Here is a 16,887-nt window from a genome sequence, read left to right as displayed (position 1 = left end):
GAGACTACCTGACCTCGAAGCCGGCGTTCCTGATGGCGTCCTTGACCTGGTGCATCATGTCGTTCGGGCCCCAGTGGAAGATCGAGGCGGCCAGGACGGCGTCAGCCCCCGCCGCCACAGCGGGCGGGAAGTGGGCGGGCTCCCCGGCGCCGCCCGAGGCGATCAGCGGCACCTTGACGGCGGCGCGGACCATCCGGATCATTTCCAGGTCGAAGCCGTCCTTGGTTCCGTCCGCGTCGATGGAGTTCAGCAGGATTTCGCCCACCCCGCGGTCGGCTGCCTCCTTGGCCCACTCGATCGCGTCGATTCCGGTGCCGGTGCGCCCACCGTGGGTGGTCACTTCGAAGCCCGACGCTGTGGGCTTGGATCCGGGACGGGTGCGGCGGGCATCCACGGACAGGACGAGGACCTGGGAACCGAAGTGCCGGGTGATCTCGTCGATGACATCCGGGCGGGCGACAGCGGCGGTATTGATGGCGGCCTTGTCCGCGCCGAACCGCAAGAGCTTGTCCACCTCGGCCACGCCGCGGACGCCACCGCCGACGCACAGCGGGATGAAAACTTCCTCGGCGGTGCGGCGGACCACGTCAAAGGTGGTATCGCGGTTACCTGAGGAGGCCGTGACGTCGAGGAACGTCAGTTCGTCGGCCCCCGCGTTGTCGTAGCGGTGGGCCAGTTCAACGGGGTCGCCGGCGTCGCGGAGGCCCTCGAAGTTGACGCCCTTGACGACGCGACCGGCGTCAACATCAAGGCAGGGAATGACGCGGACTGCTACTGCCATGGGTACTCCTGGAGAAATCTGCTGTGCTGTGTGGGGTGTCCGGCGCTAAATGCGGCAGGCGTGGATGCTGCTGACCAGGATGGCGCGGGCACCGAGATCGTACAGTTCGTCCATGATCCGGTTGGTTTCCTTCTTGGGCACCATGGACCGGACGGCCACCCAGTCGGAGTCACGCAGCGGTGATACGGTGGGCGACTCAAGTCCGGGGGTCAGGGCAGCCGCTTTTTCCACCAGTTCCTTGCGGATGTCGTAATCCATGAGGACGTACTGGCGGGCCACCAGGACACCCTGGAGGCGGCGGATGAGGACGTCGACTTCCTTGGCGGTGCCGTTGGTCGTCCCGCCGGTACGGCGGATCAGGACGGCCTCGGACTTGAGGATGGGATCGCCAAAGATTTCCATGCCGGCGGCCTTGAGGGTGTTGCCCGTTTCCACCACGTCCGCGATGGCATCGGCGACGCCCAGGCGGACTGAGGACTCCACCGCGCCGTCAAGGCGTACCACCTTGGCGTTGATGCCGCGCTCGGCGAGGTAGCCCCGGAGCAGGCCGTCATAGCTGGTGGCGAGGCGCTTGCCGTCGAGTTCCTCGGCGGAGGCAAAATCGCCCACGGGCCCGGCGAACCGGAAGGTGGAGGCTGCGAATCCCAAGGGAAGCAGTTCTTCGGCTTCCACCTCGGCGTCCAGCAGGAGGTCGCGGCCGGTGATGCCGACGTCGAGGGTTCCCCGGCCCACGTACACGGCGATGTCGCGCGGGCGGAGGAAGAAGAACTCGATGTCGTTGTCCGGGTCCACCATGACCAGTTCGCGGCTGTCGCGGCGCTGGCGGTAGCCCGCCTCGGACAGCATTGCGGAGGCGGCTTCGGACAGGGATCCCTTGTTGGGGACGGCAACTCGCAGCATTGGGTGTTCTTTCTGGATGGAATGTCTGGGTGTTCAGGCAGTGCAGGCCACGGCTGGACCGGCGGCGGGGTGCGCGCCGGGCCGGTGGCTACAGATGCTTGTAGACGTCTTCCAGGGTCAGGCCTTTGGCGAGCATCAGAACCTGCAGGTGGTACAGCAGCTGGGAGATTTCCTCGGCCGCGGCTTCATCGGATTCATATTCGGCAGCCATCCAGACTTCGGCTGCTTCCTCAACGACTTTCTTACCGATGCCGTGCACACCGGAGTCCAATTCAGCGACGGTGCGGGAGCCTTCCGGGCGGGTGGCTGCCTTCTCGCTGAGCTCAGCGAACAGCGTCTCGAAATTCTTCACGCCCTCCAGCCTACTTGCTGCGGCATGGCGGGCGCTTCCCGGGCCGTTCCATGACGGACGCGATGTGAGCGAATACACACCGCGCCCGCCCATGGCTTTCGGCGCTGCCTGGTGCCAGGCGGCTACGTGTACTGCTTGAGGACGACGGCGGTGGCCAGTGCCGCGGTGACAGCCTCGTGCCCCTTGTCTTCCTTGGAGCCGGGCAGACCGGCCCGGTCCAGGCCCTGCTGTTCGGTGTCGCAGGTGAGGACGCCGAAGCCCACCGGCACTCCGGTGCGGACGCTGACGTCGGTGAGTCCCGACGTCGCAGCCTGGCAGACGTACTCGAAGTGCGGGGTGCCGCCACGGATGACGACGCCGAGCGCCACCACGGCGTCGAAGTGCGGGGCCAGGCGTGCGGCCGCTACCGGGAGCTCAAAGCTGCCGGGTACGCGGATGACTGTGGGTTCGTTAATGCCCGCGTCCTTGGCCGCCCGCAGGGCGCCGTCCAGGAGGCCGTCCATGATCTGGGTGTGCCAGCTGGCCGCGACGATCGCGAGCCGGAGCTGCGACGTTTCGGCCGGGTTGAGGGTGGTGAGGTCGATATCGGGGGCGCCGTGTCCGCTCATGGGTGCGAGGTGTCCGTTCAGTCTGGTGGTTCAGTGGTGTGGTCAGGTCAGTCTTGTTCGTGGCGGAACGGACCGTCAGGGCCCGGTACCGGCACGGGGTCGGCCCCGGTGTCCAGCAACAGCCGGTGTTCCATGCGGTCCTTCTTGGTCCGCAGGTACCGGATGTTCTGCTCGCGGGAGGGCACCTCGGTGGGAACCATCTCCACTACCTTGACGCCGGCCTTGGCCAGCCGGTTCTGCTTGTCCGGGTTGTTGCTCAGCAGCCGGACCTCGTGCAGGCCCATCTCGGCGAGCACCTGGGCGGCGGCCTTGTAGCAGCGCGCATCCACGGGCAGGCCCAGCTGTTCGTTGGCCTCGACGGTATCGAAACCGGCTTCCTGCAGCGCGTAGGCCTTGATCTTGTTGGCCAGGCCGATGCCGCGGCCTTCCTGGCCGCGCAGGTACAGCAGAGTGCCGCCGTGTTCATGGATCAGTTCCAGAGCGTAGGCCAGCTGTTCGCCGCAGTCGCAACGGTACGAGCCGAAGACGTCACCGGTCAGGCATTCCGAGTGCAGCCGCACCAGCGGCGCCTTTCCGTCGCTTGGCGGGTTGGGCGAACTGACGGCCAGGTGCTCCACGCCGGTCACGAGGTCGGTCCATGCCTGCGCCACAAAGTCACCGAAGGCGGTGGGAAGCTGCACAATGGGACCGCCGCTGACGGGGTGTGGAGCCCCACCGTTGCCGGTGTGGTGCTTCCGGTGACCGTTCTGGCTGTCGTCGCTGGCTGCCGATGCCGTCATCGCTTCTCCTTTTCTCCGCCCGGAACAGTCCGGACATTCTGATCCAGGCCTCCCCCGGTCCCGGCTTCAAGATACGCCACCAGGTCCTCGATGGAGACCAATGGGCACCCATGTTCCGCTGCGAACGAACGGAGCCCGTCCAGGCGCATCATCTCTCCGTCGTCGTACACCACTTCCGCGATGACGCCGACCGGTTCGAGTCCCGCCAGGCGGCACAGGTCCACCGCGGCCTCGGTGTGGCCCTGGCGCTCCCGCACACCTCCGTCAACCGCACGGAGCGGAAAAATATGCCCCGGGCGGGTCACTGACGCGGGGAGGGCCTGCGGATCCGCCAGGACGCGTGCCGTGAGGGCGCGGTCAGTGGCGGAGATGCCGGTGCTGACACCGATGGCGGCGTCGCAGGACACCGTGTAGGCGGTGCCTTTGGCGTCCTCGTTGACTGCCGTCATGGGCGGCAGTTCCAGGGCGTCTGCCCGCTCCCCTGTCAACGGCACGCAGATGACGCCGGAGCTGTAGCGGATGGTCCAGCCCATCAGTGCGGGTGTGGCGTGCTGGGCTGCGAAGATGATGTCGCCTTCGTTCTCCCGGTCCTCGTTGTCCACCACCAGCACCGGCTTTCCCGCTGCCATGGCGCGGACGGCGTCCCCGATGGAATCCAACCCGCGGGTGGGAACCACGGCCGGCACGGCTCCGGGTTCCAGGCGCGCAGTCCCGTTCACAGGGCACCACCCGGTGCTGCCGCAACGGTGCCCCCGGCCCCGGTGCCGGCGGCACCGGCGTCCCCGGTACTAACAGTGCGGAACGAGAGCAGCCGTTCGGTGTACTTGGCGAGGACGTCGACTTCCAGGTTGACCCGGCTTCCGGTGGTCTTGGTTCCGAGTCCGGTCTCGGCCAGGGTGGTGGGGATCAGTCCCACTTCGAACCAGGGCTGTTCTTCCGCGGCCGCGCTGACGGCCGTCACGGTGAGGGAGACGCCGTCGATGGCGATGGAGCCCTTCTCGGCAATGTAGCGGGCCAGGTTGGCGGGGACGCCGAAGCGGAGCCGCTCCCAGTTGCCCAGCGGCTCGCGTTCCAGGAGGACGCCGACGCCGTCCACGTGGCCCTGCACCACGTGGCCGTCCAGCCGCCCTCCTGCGGGGACGCACCGTTCCAGGTTGACGGCGTCGCCTGCGGCCAGTTCGCCGATGGTGCTCCGGACCAGGGTTTCGCCCATGACGTCGACGCTGAATTCCTTGCCGTCGATGTCCGTTGCGGTGAGGCAGACGCCGTTGACGGCGATGGAGCCGCCCAGGGCTAGTCCCTCGGTGGTGCCGGGGGCGCGGAGCCGGACGGTGGCGCTGGTATCGCCGTCGCGCTCAACGGCGAGCACCTCTCCCTGTTCGGCGATTATTCCGGTAAACATCAGTAGCCTCCCTGGGCTTGTCGCGCAGCTTCGCGGGACGGTTGTGGGTCAGGTGCAACGTGGCGTTGCGGTTTCAGGTGAAGTCTCAGGTCGCGGCCCAGCGTGCGCACGGCGCCGCCGTCGGAAGCGTCCCACTCCCATTGCTGGGCGTCCGGAAGGGTGCTGATTCCCAGCCCGTCCAGCGAGGATGTGCCGGAACCGAGCAGTGTGGGTGCCAGGTAGACGATCAGTTCATCCACCAGCCCTGCCGTGAGGAACGCGCTGAGGATCCGTGAACCGCCTTCCACCATGACGTGGCGGGTTCCGGAGGCGTACAGGGTGGTCAATGCCTCGCGGGGGTCCCGGGTGGGAAGGTGGACGGCCAGGCCGTCGTCGCCCAGGATTGCGGCGTCGTCGGGAATGTCCCGCAGGCCCATGACGGCGCGGACCGGCTGCCTCGCTGCCGGGTTGCCCGAGGCGTCACGGGCATTCAGCCGGGGGTTGTCCACCGCGACGGTCTGGGTTCCCACCAGGATGGCGTCGATGCGGCTCCGGATCCCGTGGTTGTCGGCCAGGGATTCCGGGCTGGAGATCCACTGGCTGGTGCCGTCTTCGGCTGCGATGCGTCCGTCGAGGGTTTGCGCGATGTGGAGGGTGGTGAAGGGTCGCTTTTCTGCCACCGCTTCGAACCACCGGCGGTTCAGTTCCAGGGATTCCGCCGCCGCCAGGCCGCTGCGGACCGAGATACCGGCGTTGCGCAGGGTTGCTGCTCCGCCGGCGGCAGGGTCGTGGGGATCGTCAACGGCGTAGACAACATCGGTGATACCGGCGGCGATGATCGCTTCCGTGCACGGTCCGGTCCGGCCCACGTGGTTACAGGGTTCAAGGGTCACCACCATGGTGCAGCCGGCAAGGTCCACGCCGGCTTCCAGAGCGCGGGCCACGGCATCAGCCTCCGCGTGGGCGGTGCCCGCGCCGCGGTGGTATCCGGTGGCAAGTTCGCGGCCGTCAGGGCTTACGACGACGGCGCCCACCAAGGGGTTGGCGCCGCGCGGCCCCTGCAGGGCTGCTTCGAGGGCGTGCTCCATGGCCTGGACTTCCGCGGGGGTGAAGGGTGCGGCCACCCGGAGTTCGGCGGCCATCAGAGCTTCACCCGCGGGTCCGGAAAGGCGGTTTCCACCGAGGCTGGCTGCTCGTCGCGCCCGCCAGCTTTGCCAGCCCTGCGGGAGGCATTCCACCAGACAAAGAACCCGGCGAGGGTGAAGAAGCCGTAGAAGAGGTACATGAAGGCGCTGGCGTAGTAGCCGGCGCTGAACAGGAGCGGGACACCTACGATGTCCACGGCCACCCACATGAGCCAGAACTCGGTCCAGCCCCGCGCCATGCCGTAGGTGGCCAGGAGCGATCCCACGAAGGTCCAGGCGTCAGCCCACACCGGCGGGTAGGACCCAAGGGAATCAAACAGCGGGGTCAGGGCAATGGTGCCGGCCACCAGCGCTGCCGCGAGGATGAGCCGGGTCCGGTTGCTGGCCCATCGGGGCACGACGGCGGTGTTCCCGCCATCGGCGCTCCGGCCCTGCTTCCAGCGTTGCCAGCCATAGGCAGCCACGGCGATGAACATCACCTGGCGGCCGGCCTGCCCCCACAGGGTGGCCGGGGTGGCGGAGCCGAAGACGTTGCCCAGGAAGACCGTGAGCAGCAGCAGGTTGCCAACAATGCCCACGGGCCAGGCCCAAACTTTGCGGCGCATGCCGCCGAATGCACTTGCCAGGCCGAAAATGTTGCCCAGCACTTCTCTCAATATCAGGACAGATCCCCCCACGGGGATCTGAGCGTCAAAGAGCCATCGCAGGAGGTCCATGTCTGTGTGTCGTTCCTTCCCTGTCAGAACCGCGATGGCTCCGGGGGTATACGACAGCAGAACGCTTCGGAGCCCAAGGGCGCCGAAGATACAGCTGTACGTGCTTCTCTCATCCAGACTTTAACTGTCGGTACCGGAATTTCACCGGTTCAACCGTTCACCGGGGCTTCGCCTGGCCTGCCAGGAAAAACTATCGGTTCGCGGGTCGCGGACTGTCACCGCCGGTTCGGACTTACACCGACCCCGGAGCACGTATGTGTCTTGTTATTGTGCCACAACCGGATGTGGCTTCTTCTTATTCCGCCGTCGCCTTCCGTAACGAACGGCTGCCTTCATCGCGGAGCCGCTCGATGGCGGCGGCGGGGTCGTCGGCCCCGTAGACAGCGGAGCCGGCTACGAACACGTTGGCTCCGGCTTCCGCGGCGCGGGTGATCGTTTCCTCGGTGATCCCGCCGTCCACCTGGATGGCCACGCCGATGCCGGAACCGTCAATGGCGGCGCGGGCGCGGCGGATCTTGGGAAGGGTGACGTCAAGGAAAGCCTGGCCGCCGAAACCGGGTTCCACGGTCATGATGAGCAGCATGTCCAGTTCGGACAGCATGTCCAGGTACGGTTCCACGGGTGTGGACGGCCGCAATGCCATTCCGGCTTTCGCGCCCCTGCTGCGGAGTTCACGGGCCAGCTTGATGGGCGCGATGGAGGCCTCTGCATGGAACGTGACGGAGGCCAGGCCCGCGTCCGCGAAACCAGGCGCCCAGCGGTCGGCGTCGGCGATCATCAGGTGGGCGTCCAGGGGAATTGGGCTGACCGCCTGGATCCGCTGCACCACCGGCAGTCCGATGGTGAGGTTGGGGACGAAGTGGTTGTCCATGACGTCCACGTGCACGGCGTCGGCGTTGCTGATGCGCTTCAGCTCGGCCTCAAGGTTGACGAAGTCGGCCGAGAGGATGCTCGGGTTGATGCAGCATTGCGTCACGGGGATGCCTTTCGAAGGGTGGCTGGGGTGCGTGTGCCGAAGGGTGGCGTCAGGCCTTTTTCCGGATGAGGGCCAGGAACATGGCGTCGGTGCTGTGGACATGGGGCCACAGTTGCGCGGTCAGTTCGTGCCCTGCACCCAGGTTTCCGGTGAGGCTGACGGCGTCGAGCGCAGCCCCGGCGTCAAGGAGTTCCAGGTCATCACGTTTCCGCAGGGCGTCCGATACCACTGCGGTGGTTTCGGCGGGATGCGGCGAGCAGGTCACGTACGCAACGACTCCCCCGGGCCGGACCGCTGCCAGTGCCGAAGTGAGCAGGTCGCGCTGCAGCGGCCCCAGGTCCGCGAGGTCCTTGGGCGAGCGGCGCCAGCGGGATTCAGGGCGGCGGCGCAATGCCCCCAAACCGCTGCAGGGCACATCCACCAGGACGCGGTCAAAGGATTCCGGCTGCTCTGCGCCAACCTCGCGGCCGTCCCCGGTGCGCACCTGCCAGGTGTCGTCCGGGACGGCGGATAGGGCCTGTTTTACCAGTTTGGCGCGGTGCGGTGCGGGCTCGTTCGCCAGCAACGTGGCTCCCCGTTCCCGGGCGAGGGCGCCGAGCAGTGCCGCTTTACCGCCCGGTCCGGCGCAGAGGTCGAGCCAGGCTTCAGGCGCTGCGGCATCGGACTCGGCGGTTCCCAGCTCCACCGCAGCCATTGCACGGGCCACCAGTTGCGAGCCGACGTCCTGTACCCGGGTGGTGCCTGCGCGTACCGAGGACAACCGTCCCAGGTCTCCCCCGCTGGACAGGGCGGACCCTTCAACAAGTTCACCCGGGGTGGCGCCGTCTTCAAGCGCTTCGTCGAGGTTCCCCAATCCGGGAAGGGCCACCAGGTTAACCACCGGGGCTGCGTTGTCCGCTTCGAGCAGGGCGTTGATTTCCCCGACGGGGCGGCCGTGGGCCACCAGTGCCTGGCGCATGGCCCGGACGATCCATTCGGGGTGGGCGTGGCGGAGTGACGCGATGCGGGTTTCATCGGTTTCGTCCGCTACCAGCAGGTCCAGCCACTCATCCAGGCTGTGGGCGCTGACCTTGCGAAGGACCGCATTAATCAGGGCGGAGGGTCCTGCACCTATGACGGCGCGGGCGAGGCCCACCGTCTGGTCCAGCGCCGCGTGGGCCGGGACGCGCATGGCAAGAAGCTGGTGGACGCCGATGCGCAGCGCATCCAGGACTGCAGGGTCCAGCTGGTCCAGCGGCCGGTCGACGCAGCGCGCCAGGACGGCGTCGTAGGTTCCCTGTCCCCTTAGCGCGCCGTAGCTCAGTTCGGTGGCGAACCCGGCGTCGCGCTTGTCCAGCCGGTGCTGCCGGATCCGGGCCGGCAAGACGAGGTTCGCGTAGGCGTCCTCCTGCGCAACGGCGCGGAGTACTTCGAATGCCACGAGCCGGGCGGGGTCCGCCCGGCGCGTGCGCTGTGCGGGCGCGTTTTCGGTGAAGTTCCGCTGCGGGCCACGGTTCCGTTCCCGTCCCTGGGCGTCGCGGCGGCTGTTCTCCCGCGGGCCGCCCTGGCCACGGCTGTTCTGGCTCGCGCCACGCCCGCGGCCGGACGGACGGCCCTGCTGTGCACCACCGGAATTCGTACCGGATCCACTCATTCGAATACCACGCCTTCCAGCGAACCAATGCCGCGGGCCCAATCGGGCGCGGCCATCATCTTTTTTCCGGCGGGCTGGATGCGGGTCAGCTCCACAGCGTGGGAACCCGTGCCCACCAGCACGCTCTTGCCGTGAACCGCCAGGGCACCCGGTGCGAGGTCCTCAACATCCGGACGCAGCCGCACAGGGTCGAGCTTTACACGCTGGCCGTCCAGGAGCGTCCAGGCTCCGGGCTCGGGGGTGGCGCCACGGGCCTGTCGACCGATCGCCAGGGCCGGGTGGTGCCAGTTCAAGTGCCCGTCTTCCAGGGTGAGTTTTGGCGCCAGCGATACGTCTCCGGCCTGGGGCACCGCAGATGCCTTGCCCGTTTCGATCGCGGACAGGGTCTGCGCCAGGAGGACGGCGCCGCTGTGCGAGAGCCGTTCCAGGAGTTGGCCGGCCGTGTCTTCCGGGCCGACGGACTCGGTGAGGGTGCCGAACACCGGTCCAGTGTCGAGCCCCTTCTCCAGCTGGAAGGTCACCGCGCCGGTGACGTCGTCGCCGGCCATCACCGAGCGTTGCACGGGTGCGGCACCGCGCCACGCGGGCAGCAGCGAAAAGTGCAGGTTGATCCAGCCGTGGTGGGGAATGGCCAGGGCTGCGGGGGGAACCAGCCCGCCGTAGGCCACGATGGCTGCGACGTCGGGGGCAGCGGCCGAGATCTGTTCGACGGCGGCGTCGTCAACCTTTGCAGCGTAGATGACATCCAGCCCCAGCTCGAGGGCCCTCGCTGCAACCGGCGACGGCGTGAGGACGCGTTTGCGCCCAACCGGAGCGTCCGGGCGGGTCAGGACGGCAACGACGTCGAATCCGGCCGCGATGAGGGCATCCAGGGAGGGAACTGCGACAGCGGGAGTCCCCGCGAACAGGACCCTCACCCGGCGTTGCCAAAACTGGAGCCAGCCGTACCGGACCCGCCGAAGCTCGCTCCACCGAAGCTGGACCCCACGGTCTTGGCGCGCTTGGCTGTGGTGCGCTCCGTGACGGAGTCGTAGTTGGCGTTGCGGATGGAGCGCAGGGCGGCCTTCCGGTCCTCGCCCTCCAGCCGGTCTGTGTAGAGGATGCCGTCCAGGTGGTCGTTCTCGTGCTGGAAGCAGCGGGCCAGCATGCCCTCGCCTTCGATGGTGACGGGGTTGCCGTGCATGTCCACGCCGGTGACGCGGGTGGAGCGGAAACGGCGCACGGGGAAGCCCAGGCCCGGGATGGACAGGCAGCCCTCCACATGGTCCGGCTGGTAGTCGTCACTGTTTTCGAGCACGGGGTTGATGATGTGCCCTTCGACGCCGTCAATCCGGTAGGTGAAGACGCGCTTGCTGACACCGATCTGGGGCGCGGCGAGGCCGGCGCCATCCACGTCTTCCATGGTTTCGGTCATGTCGGCGACCAGCTTGGCAAGTTCAGGCCCGAATTCCGTCACAGGATCGGCAACAGTGCGGAGCACGGGATCGCCGATAATGCGGATATTCAGAATAGCCATGCGCGGATTTTCCTCACGGTTGGCGGCAATGGGACCAATCCAGTTTAGGCGCTAGGCGGTGCGGGCCTGGGCCAGCGGCGGCGGGGCGATAGGGAGCAGGGCGGTGCCGGCACTGATGGTGTCTGCCGAGAGCTCCCACACGCGCCGCAGGGCGCAGAACTTCCACCAGTGGTGCTTGAGGACCTCGGGGTTGGCCCGCACCGGACGGACCTCCGTTTCCCCGATGGCTACCGCCAGCAGGACCGGGTCTTCCCCGTACTTCCACGGTTCCCAGGTACCCGCCACCGGATCCACCAGGCTCTCTTCGGCCTTCATGCCGGCCACCAGCTGCATCACCACTTTGTCGTCGAGGGACTTGACCTGGCCGTCGCGGGTGGTGCCTTTGGTTTTGTAATCGATAAGGCAGATGCGGCCATTGATCCGCGCCACGAGGTCCAGGGTGCCGGCGTACCCTACTGCCTTGTTCCACACAGTGATTTCCGGAGCAAGGGGCTCCACGCGGAAAAGCTCCCACCATTCATCGAACCGCACGGCGAAGGCTTCCTCCCCATTGGCAGCCAGCGCTTCCCGCGCTTCCTTCATGGCATGCGGGCGTCCCATGGCTCGCAGTGCAACCTGCTCGCAGTACGTGTGGACACGGTCCCCGCGGCGCGCGGCATCATCCCGATACGTCTCAGCGGCTTTGGCCGCCCGGTTTATGGCCTGCTTGATCTTCGACGGGCTGCCCAGGCAATCGGACAACAGCGGGTCCTTGGCCAGGCTGCTTGCCCCCATGTAGCCAAACCAGCCGTCCAGGCCGTGCGGCTGCTGGCTGATGACTGTGGTGATGGAAGGCACGGAGAACTGCTCCGACGTGGACCGGGCATACATCCGGCCGTATTCGGTGGCATGGGCGAGGAGCGGATCAGTCATACAAAAGACTCTTTCACAGGGGGCCGACAAAATCTCCGGGAGCCAGGCCCGGGCATAAAAAAGGTCCGCCTCCGCTGCTGATGAGCGGAAACGGACCTTCTGCGGTGGGCGATACTGGGTTCGAACCAGTGACCTCTTCGGTGTGAACGAAGCGCGCTACCACTGCGCCAATCGCCCCGATGCATTTGAATGCTAGCCCACCCGGTGGCCATTTCAAAAATCGGCCTCCGGCTCCCAAGGACAACCCCCGCGGATGTCCCACTTTCGTGGCCCGTCCCTCGGATACACGCCCCACATTCCTGCATCCCGCGGCGGAATGGGCGGCAGGGAATGCAGGAATTACACGCTTGTAAGTCCCGGCATTCCGCGCGGTTGCTGGGATGCAGGGGCATGAGCGAAGCAGCCGGATCAGCCGATTTGGACTTTCCTGGAACCTCCTATATTGTTTTTACTCGTTGGAAGCGAGGAAATGCCGAAACGGCAAGGAATCGAACCTCCAAACTGCGGACGTAGCTCAGCTGGTAGAGCACCACCTTGCCAAGGTGGATGTCGCGAGTTCGAATCTCGTCGTCCGCTCGCAGGACACTGTCACGGCAACGGTTGCTAAACCGGCGCTTACACGGTGGGTTGGCCGAGAGGCGAGGCAGCGGCCTGCAAAGCCGTATACACGGGTTCGAATCCCGTACCCACCTCGGTGAAAACCATGGTTTTTCGGATACCCTCCGGATCAGCATGGGCGATTGGCGCAGCGGTAGCGCGCTTCCCTGACACGGAAGAGGTCACTGGTTCGATCCCAGTATCGCCCACTCGGCAAGGTAACTTGCCAACAGCAGTCCGGTCCCGGCCGGAACGCAATTGCGGACGTAGCTCAGCTGGTAGAGCACCACCTTGCCAAGGTGGATGTCGCGAGTTCGAATCTCGTCGTCCGCTCTCTCTTTACAACCCATTGGCCGGTCCTCCGGTTCCGGGCGATTGGCGCAGCGGTAGCGCGCTTCCCTGACACGGAAGAGGTCACTGGTTCGATCCCAGTATCGCCCACACTCAAAGCAGCTCGTGAAGAGCTGCTTTTTTTGTTGCCGTTTTCGGCCCCATCCGCTGCGGGCGAACGCCAAATATCCCCAATGTCCTTGGAACTGCCCTCCCACGGGGCTAGGATCGATTGCGCAAGGAGCGACCTGGCTCCGCGACCGAAGGGAGGTGCTCGTGGGACTGATTGACGATCTAAAGGGCAAGGCACAGGGTCTTATCCGCGGAAACGAGCAGACCATCAAGGACGGCATCACCAAAGCCGGCGACTTCGTCGACCAGAAAACCGGTGGCAAGTACGCCGGCCACGTCGACAAGGTCCAGGATGGCGCTTCCAAGCTCGTGGACAAGAATGGGACCCCTGGCGAGGCACCTGCCGCAGAGCAGGTCCCCCCGGTCAATCCCGTCAATCCGGCACCGCCGGCTGACAGGACTCCGTAAGGATCTCGGCCGGGGCATTGCCCCAGCACGTCAACGGGGCGCGGGTCCCGCCGGGAGGCGGCGCCCGCGCCTTTGGCGTTTAAATGCCTCATGGCTGCTGGCCGGCGCCACTCTCCCCGGCAAGAGCCCGACTGGCTGACAGGGCGGCCTGTGGTGCAGCGGGCATCGCAATTGCCACCCGGGCCGCAACCACGGATAACCTGCCGGTATGGCGAAGTCTTCCGCACCCACCCGCCCCGGCCGGACGTCCGGGCCCTCCTCCTTCGATTCCCGGCCCGTCGTTGCCGGTATTGTCACGGCCCTGGTGGGCTTTACGTCCTCTTTCGCTGTCGTCCTCGCCGGGCTCAAGGCCGTGGGGGCCAACCCGGCCCAGGCTGCCTCGGGCCTGCTGGCACTCACCCTGGCGGTCGGCGTCGGCGTCCTGCTGCTTGCCTGGCGGTCCAAGGTTCCGGTCACGCTTGCCTGGTCCACGCCGGGCGCAGCGCTGCTGGTCACGTCCGGAACGCCCGACGGCGGCTGGCCGGCCGCCGTCGGAGCCTTCCTTGCCGCCGGGGTGCTGATAGCCCTGACCGGGCTTATCCCTGCCCTCGGCCGGCTGATGGCGCGTATACCCGCGTCGCTCGCCCAGGCTATGCTGGCCGGCGTCCTGCTGCAGTTATGCCTGGCACCGTTCACCGCACTGGGTTCCGTTCCGCTCTTTGTGGCTCCGGTCATTGCCTGCTGGTTGCTCATGATGAGGTTTGCCCCGCGCTGGGCTGTCCCTGCGGCTCTTGTGGTGGCGCTGGGAGTGATCGCCGTATCCTTGGCTGCCACAGGAACGGGTGTAGGAACGGGAGGGGTGCTGCCGGAACTCGTGTGGACCACGCCGTCCTTCAGCCTGCAGGCAATGGTGGGCATTGCCCTGCCGTTGTTCGTGGTCACCATGGCCTCCCAGAACGTTCCGGGTGTGGCGGTGCTGCGCTCGTTCGGCTTTGCCACGCCGTGGCGGGCATCGATGCTGGTGACCGGTGCCGGCACTGTCCTGGGCGCGCCGTTCGGCGGCCATGCCATCAACCTTGCCGCACTGAGCGCGGCCCTCGCTGCCGGCGAGGAGGCCGGCAGCAACCGGAGCAGGCGCTGGGTTGCAGGATTTACTTCCGGGCTGGCCTACCTGGTGCTGGCCGCATTCTCGGCCGCGCTGGTCACCCTGGTCAGTGCGGCCCCCGCGGGCATGCTGGAAGCCGTGGCCGGGTTGGCGCTCCTGGGCACGCTCGCGGCGTCCGTTTCCTCGGCGCTGGCTGATGCCGAGGACCGCATCGCCCCGGCCGTCACATTCCTGATGGCCGCTTCGGGGCTCGCGTTCGCCGGGATCGGGTCGGCGTTTTGGGCGCTCCTTGCCGGCCTGCTGGTCAGGACGCTGCTGGTCCCCCGCCGGGAACGGAAACTGCTGGACGGTGGGCACGCAGGCGCGAAGGACCGCGCCTAGGAACTGCCGGCGAGGGGTACAGCGCGGGGCATCGCCGCCCCGCCGGACGGACTAGGACGGTTCGTGGTTCTGGCCTTCGCGGGCCAGTGCAGTGAGCCTGGACACGGCACGGAAGTACTTCTTCATGTAGCCGCCGGCCATCATTTCCTCTGTGAAGAGCTTGTCGAACGGAACGCCGCTGGCAAGGATAGGGACGTCCTTGTCGTAAAGACGGTCCGCCAAGACCACGAACCGCAGCGCCACGGCCTGCTCGGTGATGGTTTCCACGTTGCGCCACACCACGCCGTCAATTCCGTCGATGAGCTGGCGGTACCGGCTCGGGTGCACGCCCGCGAGGTGGTGGATCAGGGTGCTGAACTCGTCCTGGGCCACCGTCTTGCCGTCGAATTCGGCCTTCATGTGGGAGGACAGTTCGCTGTTCTTCAGCGGGGCGGGGGCTGCCGGCAAGCCGCGGTGGCGGAAGTCTTCGCCGTCGATGCGGATAACGTCGAACTGGTCCGCCAGGACCTGGATCTCGCGCTGGAAATCCACGGCAGCGAAGCGGCCATCACCCAGTGAGCCGGGCAGGGTGTTGGAGGTGGCAGCCAGCTTCACGCCGGCGTCGGCCAGTTCCCGCATCAGCCTGGACATCAGGACGGTGTCGCCCGGGTCGTCGAGTTCGAATTCGTCGATGCACACCAGCTTGTAGCTGCTGAGTGCGTCAACCGTTTTGCGGAAGGACAGGGCGCCCACCAGGTTGGTGTACTCAACGAAGGTGCCGAAGGCCTTCGGCCCGGGGGCGGCGTGCCAGAGCGACGCGAGGAGGTGGGTCTTGCCCACGCCGAATCCGCCGTCGAGGTAGATGCCGGCACGCGAGCTGTCCTTCTTGCCGAACAGTTTCCTGAAGAGCCCGCCGCCGTCAGACGGTGCCACGTTACCGGCAAACCCCTCCAGCGCCTGGACGGCAGCAGCCTGGCTGGGCTGCTTCGGGTCCGGACGGTAGCTGGCGAAGGACACCTGGCCAAACCGCGGCGATGGATAGAAACCCTTAAGGAGTTCGTTCACCGACACTGCAGGAGTGCGCGCCGCAAGCTGTTCGATCTGTACCAAGGTGGTCCGTTCTGCTGGTAGGTGGTCCCCAGAAAGGATACCGGCTTCACGGTCCCCGTCCCGGCGCAGCGTCGGCGGGACCACCCGGGGTGATGAAGCCAACATTTCGCCCTGTTAACGGAATACGGACAACACATCTGCCGCTGGATAGTGTGGGGAAAGGTCCCCATGCAGGAGCCGTTTACCGCACTGCGCGGCCCTCCCGTGTCCTCGATGAAAGGCCAACACCATGCCCTACCCCGTTGAACAGAATGAAAAGTTCGCCGCCTACGCCCACCCGGAGCGGCTGGTTTCCACCGAGTGGCTCGCCTCCGCCTTGGAGAGCGGCGCCGTTGCCAACGGTGAGCTGGTTGTCGTGGAATCGGACGAGGACGTGCTGCTCTACGAGACCGGCCACATCCCCGGCGCAGTAAAGATCGACTGGCACACCGACCTGAACGACGACGTCACCCGCGACTACGTTGACGGCGCAGCCTTCGCTGAGCTGGCCGCCTCGAAGGGCATCTCCCGCGACAGCACCGTGGTGATCTACGGCGACAAGTCCAACTGGTGGGCCGCCTACGCCCTGTGGGTCTTCACCCTTTTCGGCCACCAGGACGTGCGCCTGCTCGACGGCGGCCGGGACAAGTGGATCGCCGAAGGCCGGGAACTGACCAAGGACAAGCCTGCGCCCGCCCAGGGCAACTACCCCGTGGTGGAGCGCGACGATGCCCCCATCCGCGCCTTCAAAGACGACGTGCTGGCCCACCTGGGCAAGCCCCTGATCGACGTCCGCTCCGCCGAGGAGTACACCGGCCAGCGCACCCACATGCCGGCCTACCCGGAAGAGGGTGCACTGCGCGGCGGCCACATCCCCACTGCTGCCTCCGTGCCGTGGGCCCGCGCAGCGGCCGAAGACGGCACGTTCCGCAGCCGGGAAGAACTTGACGCCATCTACCTCGGCGAGGCCGGCCTTGCCGCGGGCGACGACGTGGTGGCCTACTGCCGCATCGGCGAGCGTTCCAGCCACACCTGGTTTGCACTGAAGTTCCTGCTGGGCTTCGAGTCCGTCCGTAACTATGACGGCTCCTGGACCGAGTGGGGCAACGCCGTCCGCGTCCCCATCGTCAAGGGTGCCGAGCGCGGCTCCTTCCCCGTCACCGTTGGAGTCTGACGAAAGCTCCCGCG

General features: G+C 66.8%; 18 protein-coding genes, 6 tRNA genes and 1 riboswitch. Of the genes, 8 read left to right on the top strand and 16 right to left on the bottom strand.

Annotation, left to right across the window (positions count from 1 at the left end):
- Nucleotides 1–4 precede the first annotated feature (4 nt).
- From hisF to BLT71_RS09840, 15 genes are all read right to left on the bottom strand, one after another.
- Nucleotides 5–781, bottom strand: coding sequence for an imidazole glycerol phosphate synthase subunit HisF (gene hisF / locus BLT71_RS09910; RefSeq protein WP_091719654.1), 777 nt, complete (start codon nucleotides 779–781; stop codon nucleotides 5–7).
- A gap of 45 nt (nucleotides 782–826) precedes the next feature.
- Nucleotides 827–1,681, bottom strand: a complete 855-nt coding sequence (gene hisG / locus BLT71_RS09905; RefSeq protein WP_091719652.1) for an ATP phosphoribosyltransferase — start codon at nucleotides 1,679–1,681, stop codon at nucleotides 827–829.
- An 88-nt stretch (nucleotides 1,682–1,769) separates the two neighbouring features.
- Nucleotides 1,770–2,033: a phosphoribosyl-ATP diphosphatase gene (locus BLT71_RS09900; RefSeq protein ID WP_015936881.1), complete on the bottom strand. Its 264-nt coding sequence runs from the start codon at nucleotides 2,031–2,033 to the stop codon at nucleotides 1,770–1,772.
- Nucleotides 2,034–2,155: 122 nt separating this feature from the next.
- Entirely contained in the window at nucleotides 2,156–2,641 is a 486-nt protein-coding gene (ribH, locus tag BLT71_RS09895; protein ID WP_045730399.1) for a 6,7-dimethyl-8-ribityllumazine synthase, read from the bottom strand.
- Between the two features lie 47 nt (nucleotides 2,642–2,688).
- Nucleotides 2,689–3,420, bottom strand: a complete 732-nt coding sequence (gene ribA, locus BLT71_RS09890; protein WP_091719650.1) for a GTP cyclohydrolase II — start codon at nucleotides 3,418–3,420, stop codon at nucleotides 2,689–2,691.
- Nucleotides 3,417–4,139, bottom strand: coding sequence for a 3,4-dihydroxy-2-butanone-4-phosphate synthase (ribB, locus tag BLT71_RS09885; RefSeq protein ID WP_091719648.1), 723 nt, complete (start codon nucleotides 4,137–4,139; stop codon nucleotides 3,417–3,419). The genes ribA and ribB overlap by 4 nt, the downstream gene beginning before the upstream one ends.
- Nucleotides 4,136–4,822 carry a riboflavin synthase gene (locus tag BLT71_RS09880; protein ID WP_091719646.1) on the bottom strand — a complete coding sequence of 229 codons (687 nt, stop codon included), beginning with the start codon at nucleotides 4,820–4,822 and terminating at the stop codon, nucleotides 4,136–4,138. The genes ribB and BLT71_RS09880 overlap by 4 nt, the downstream gene beginning before the upstream one ends.
- Entirely contained in the window at nucleotides 4,822–5,943 is a 1,122-nt protein-coding gene (gene ribD, locus BLT71_RS09875; protein WP_091719644.1) for a bifunctional diaminohydroxyphosphoribosylaminopyrimidine deaminase/5-amino-6-(5-phosphoribosylamino)uracil reductase RibD, read from the bottom strand. The genes BLT71_RS09880 and ribD overlap by 1 nt, the downstream gene beginning before the upstream one ends.
- Nucleotides 5,943–6,662, bottom strand: a complete 720-nt coding sequence (gene pnuC, locus BLT71_RS09870) for a nicotinamide riboside transporter PnuC (protein WP_091719642.1) — start codon at nucleotides 6,660–6,662, stop codon at nucleotides 5,943–5,945. Before pnuC ends, ribD begins: the two co-directional genes overlap by 1 nt.
- 96 nt (nucleotides 6,663–6,758) lie before the next feature.
- A riboswitch (FMN riboswitch) is annotated at nucleotides 6,759–6,918 on the bottom strand.
- Nucleotides 6,919–6,957: 39 nt separating this feature from the next.
- Entirely contained in the window at nucleotides 6,958–7,638 is a 681-nt protein-coding gene (rpe, locus tag BLT71_RS09865; RefSeq protein WP_091719640.1) for a ribulose-phosphate 3-epimerase, read from the bottom strand.
- Nucleotides 7,639–7,687: 49 nt separating this feature from the next.
- Nucleotides 7,688–9,271 (bottom strand): RsmB/NOP family class I SAM-dependent RNA methyltransferase, encoded by a 1,584-nt coding sequence (locus BLT71_RS09860; RefSeq protein WP_091719638.1) that lies wholly within the window; start codon nucleotides 9,269–9,271, stop codon nucleotides 7,688–7,690.
- Nucleotides 9,268–10,188, bottom strand: a complete 921-nt coding sequence (gene fmt / locus BLT71_RS09855) for a methionyl-tRNA formyltransferase (RefSeq protein ID WP_091719636.1) — start codon at nucleotides 10,186–10,188, stop codon at nucleotides 9,268–9,270. The genes BLT71_RS09860 and fmt overlap by 4 nt, the downstream gene beginning before the upstream one ends.
- Nucleotides 10,185–10,787 (bottom strand): peptide deformylase, encoded by a 603-nt coding sequence (gene def, locus BLT71_RS09850; RefSeq protein ID WP_091719634.1) that lies wholly within the window; start codon nucleotides 10,785–10,787, stop codon nucleotides 10,185–10,187. Before def ends, fmt begins: the two co-directional genes overlap by 4 nt.
- Nucleotides 10,788–10,838: 51 nt before the next feature.
- Nucleotides 10,839–11,699, bottom strand: a complete 861-nt coding sequence (locus BLT71_RS09845; RefSeq protein WP_091719632.1) for a PD-(D/E)XK nuclease family protein — start codon at nucleotides 11,697–11,699, stop codon at nucleotides 10,839–10,841.
- A 105-nt stretch (nucleotides 11,700–11,804) separates the two neighbouring features.
- A tRNA-Val gene (locus BLT71_RS09840) sits at nucleotides 11,805–11,876 on the bottom strand.
- Between the two features lie 326 nt (nucleotides 11,877–12,202).
- Between BLT71_RS09840 and BLT71_RS09835 the strand changes: the two genes are divergently transcribed.
- The 7 genes from BLT71_RS09835 to BLT71_RS09805 all read left to right on the top strand — a co-directional run bounded on the left by BLT71_RS09835 (nucleotide 12,203) and on the right by BLT71_RS09805 (nucleotide 14,631).
- Nucleotides 12,203–12,275, top strand: a tRNA-Gly gene (locus BLT71_RS09835).
- Nucleotides 12,276–12,320: 45 nt separating this feature from the next.
- A tRNA-Cys gene (locus tag BLT71_RS09830) sits at nucleotides 12,321–12,391 on the top strand.
- 42 nt (nucleotides 12,392–12,433) lie between these two features.
- Nucleotides 12,434–12,505 (top strand) — tRNA-Val (locus BLT71_RS09825).
- Between the two features lie 51 nt (nucleotides 12,506–12,556).
- Nucleotides 12,557–12,629 (top strand) — tRNA-Gly (locus BLT71_RS09820).
- Between the two features lie 36 nt (nucleotides 12,630–12,665).
- Nucleotides 12,666–12,737 (top strand) — tRNA-Val (locus BLT71_RS09815).
- 165 nt (nucleotides 12,738–12,902) lie between these two features.
- Nucleotides 12,903–13,166, top strand: coding sequence for an antitoxin (locus BLT71_RS09810; RefSeq protein ID WP_091723947.1), 264 nt, complete (start codon nucleotides 12,903–12,905; stop codon nucleotides 13,164–13,166).
- A 208-nt stretch (nucleotides 13,167–13,374) separates the two neighbouring features.
- A complete protein-coding gene (locus BLT71_RS09805) occupies nucleotides 13,375–14,631 on the top strand; it encodes a benzoate/H(+) symporter BenE family transporter (protein ID WP_091719630.1) in 1,257 nt (418 codons plus the stop codon).
- A 51-nt stretch (nucleotides 14,632–14,682) separates the two neighbouring features.
- On the opposite strand, the gene zapE is transcribed toward BLT71_RS09805, so the two are convergent.
- Nucleotides 14,683–15,720, bottom strand: a complete 1,038-nt coding sequence (gene zapE, locus BLT71_RS09800; RefSeq protein WP_091719628.1) for a cell division protein ZapE — start codon at nucleotides 15,718–15,720, stop codon at nucleotides 14,683–14,685.
- 229 nt (nucleotides 15,721–15,949) lie between these two features.
- Between zapE and BLT71_RS09795 the strand changes: the two genes are divergently transcribed.
- On the top strand, nucleotides 15,950–16,873 hold the full coding sequence (locus BLT71_RS09795; RefSeq protein WP_091719626.1) for a sulfurtransferase: 924 nt from the start codon (nucleotides 15,950–15,952) through the stop codon (nucleotides 16,871–16,873).
- Nucleotides 16,874–16,887: the final 14 nt, after the last annotated feature.

It is taken from the genome of Pseudarthrobacter equi, assembly GCF_900105535.1.
GTDB lineage: Bacteria > Actinomycetota > Actinomycetes > Actinomycetales > Micrococcaceae > Arthrobacter > Arthrobacter equi.
This window is presented reverse-complemented; position numbering and strand designations above follow the sequence as displayed.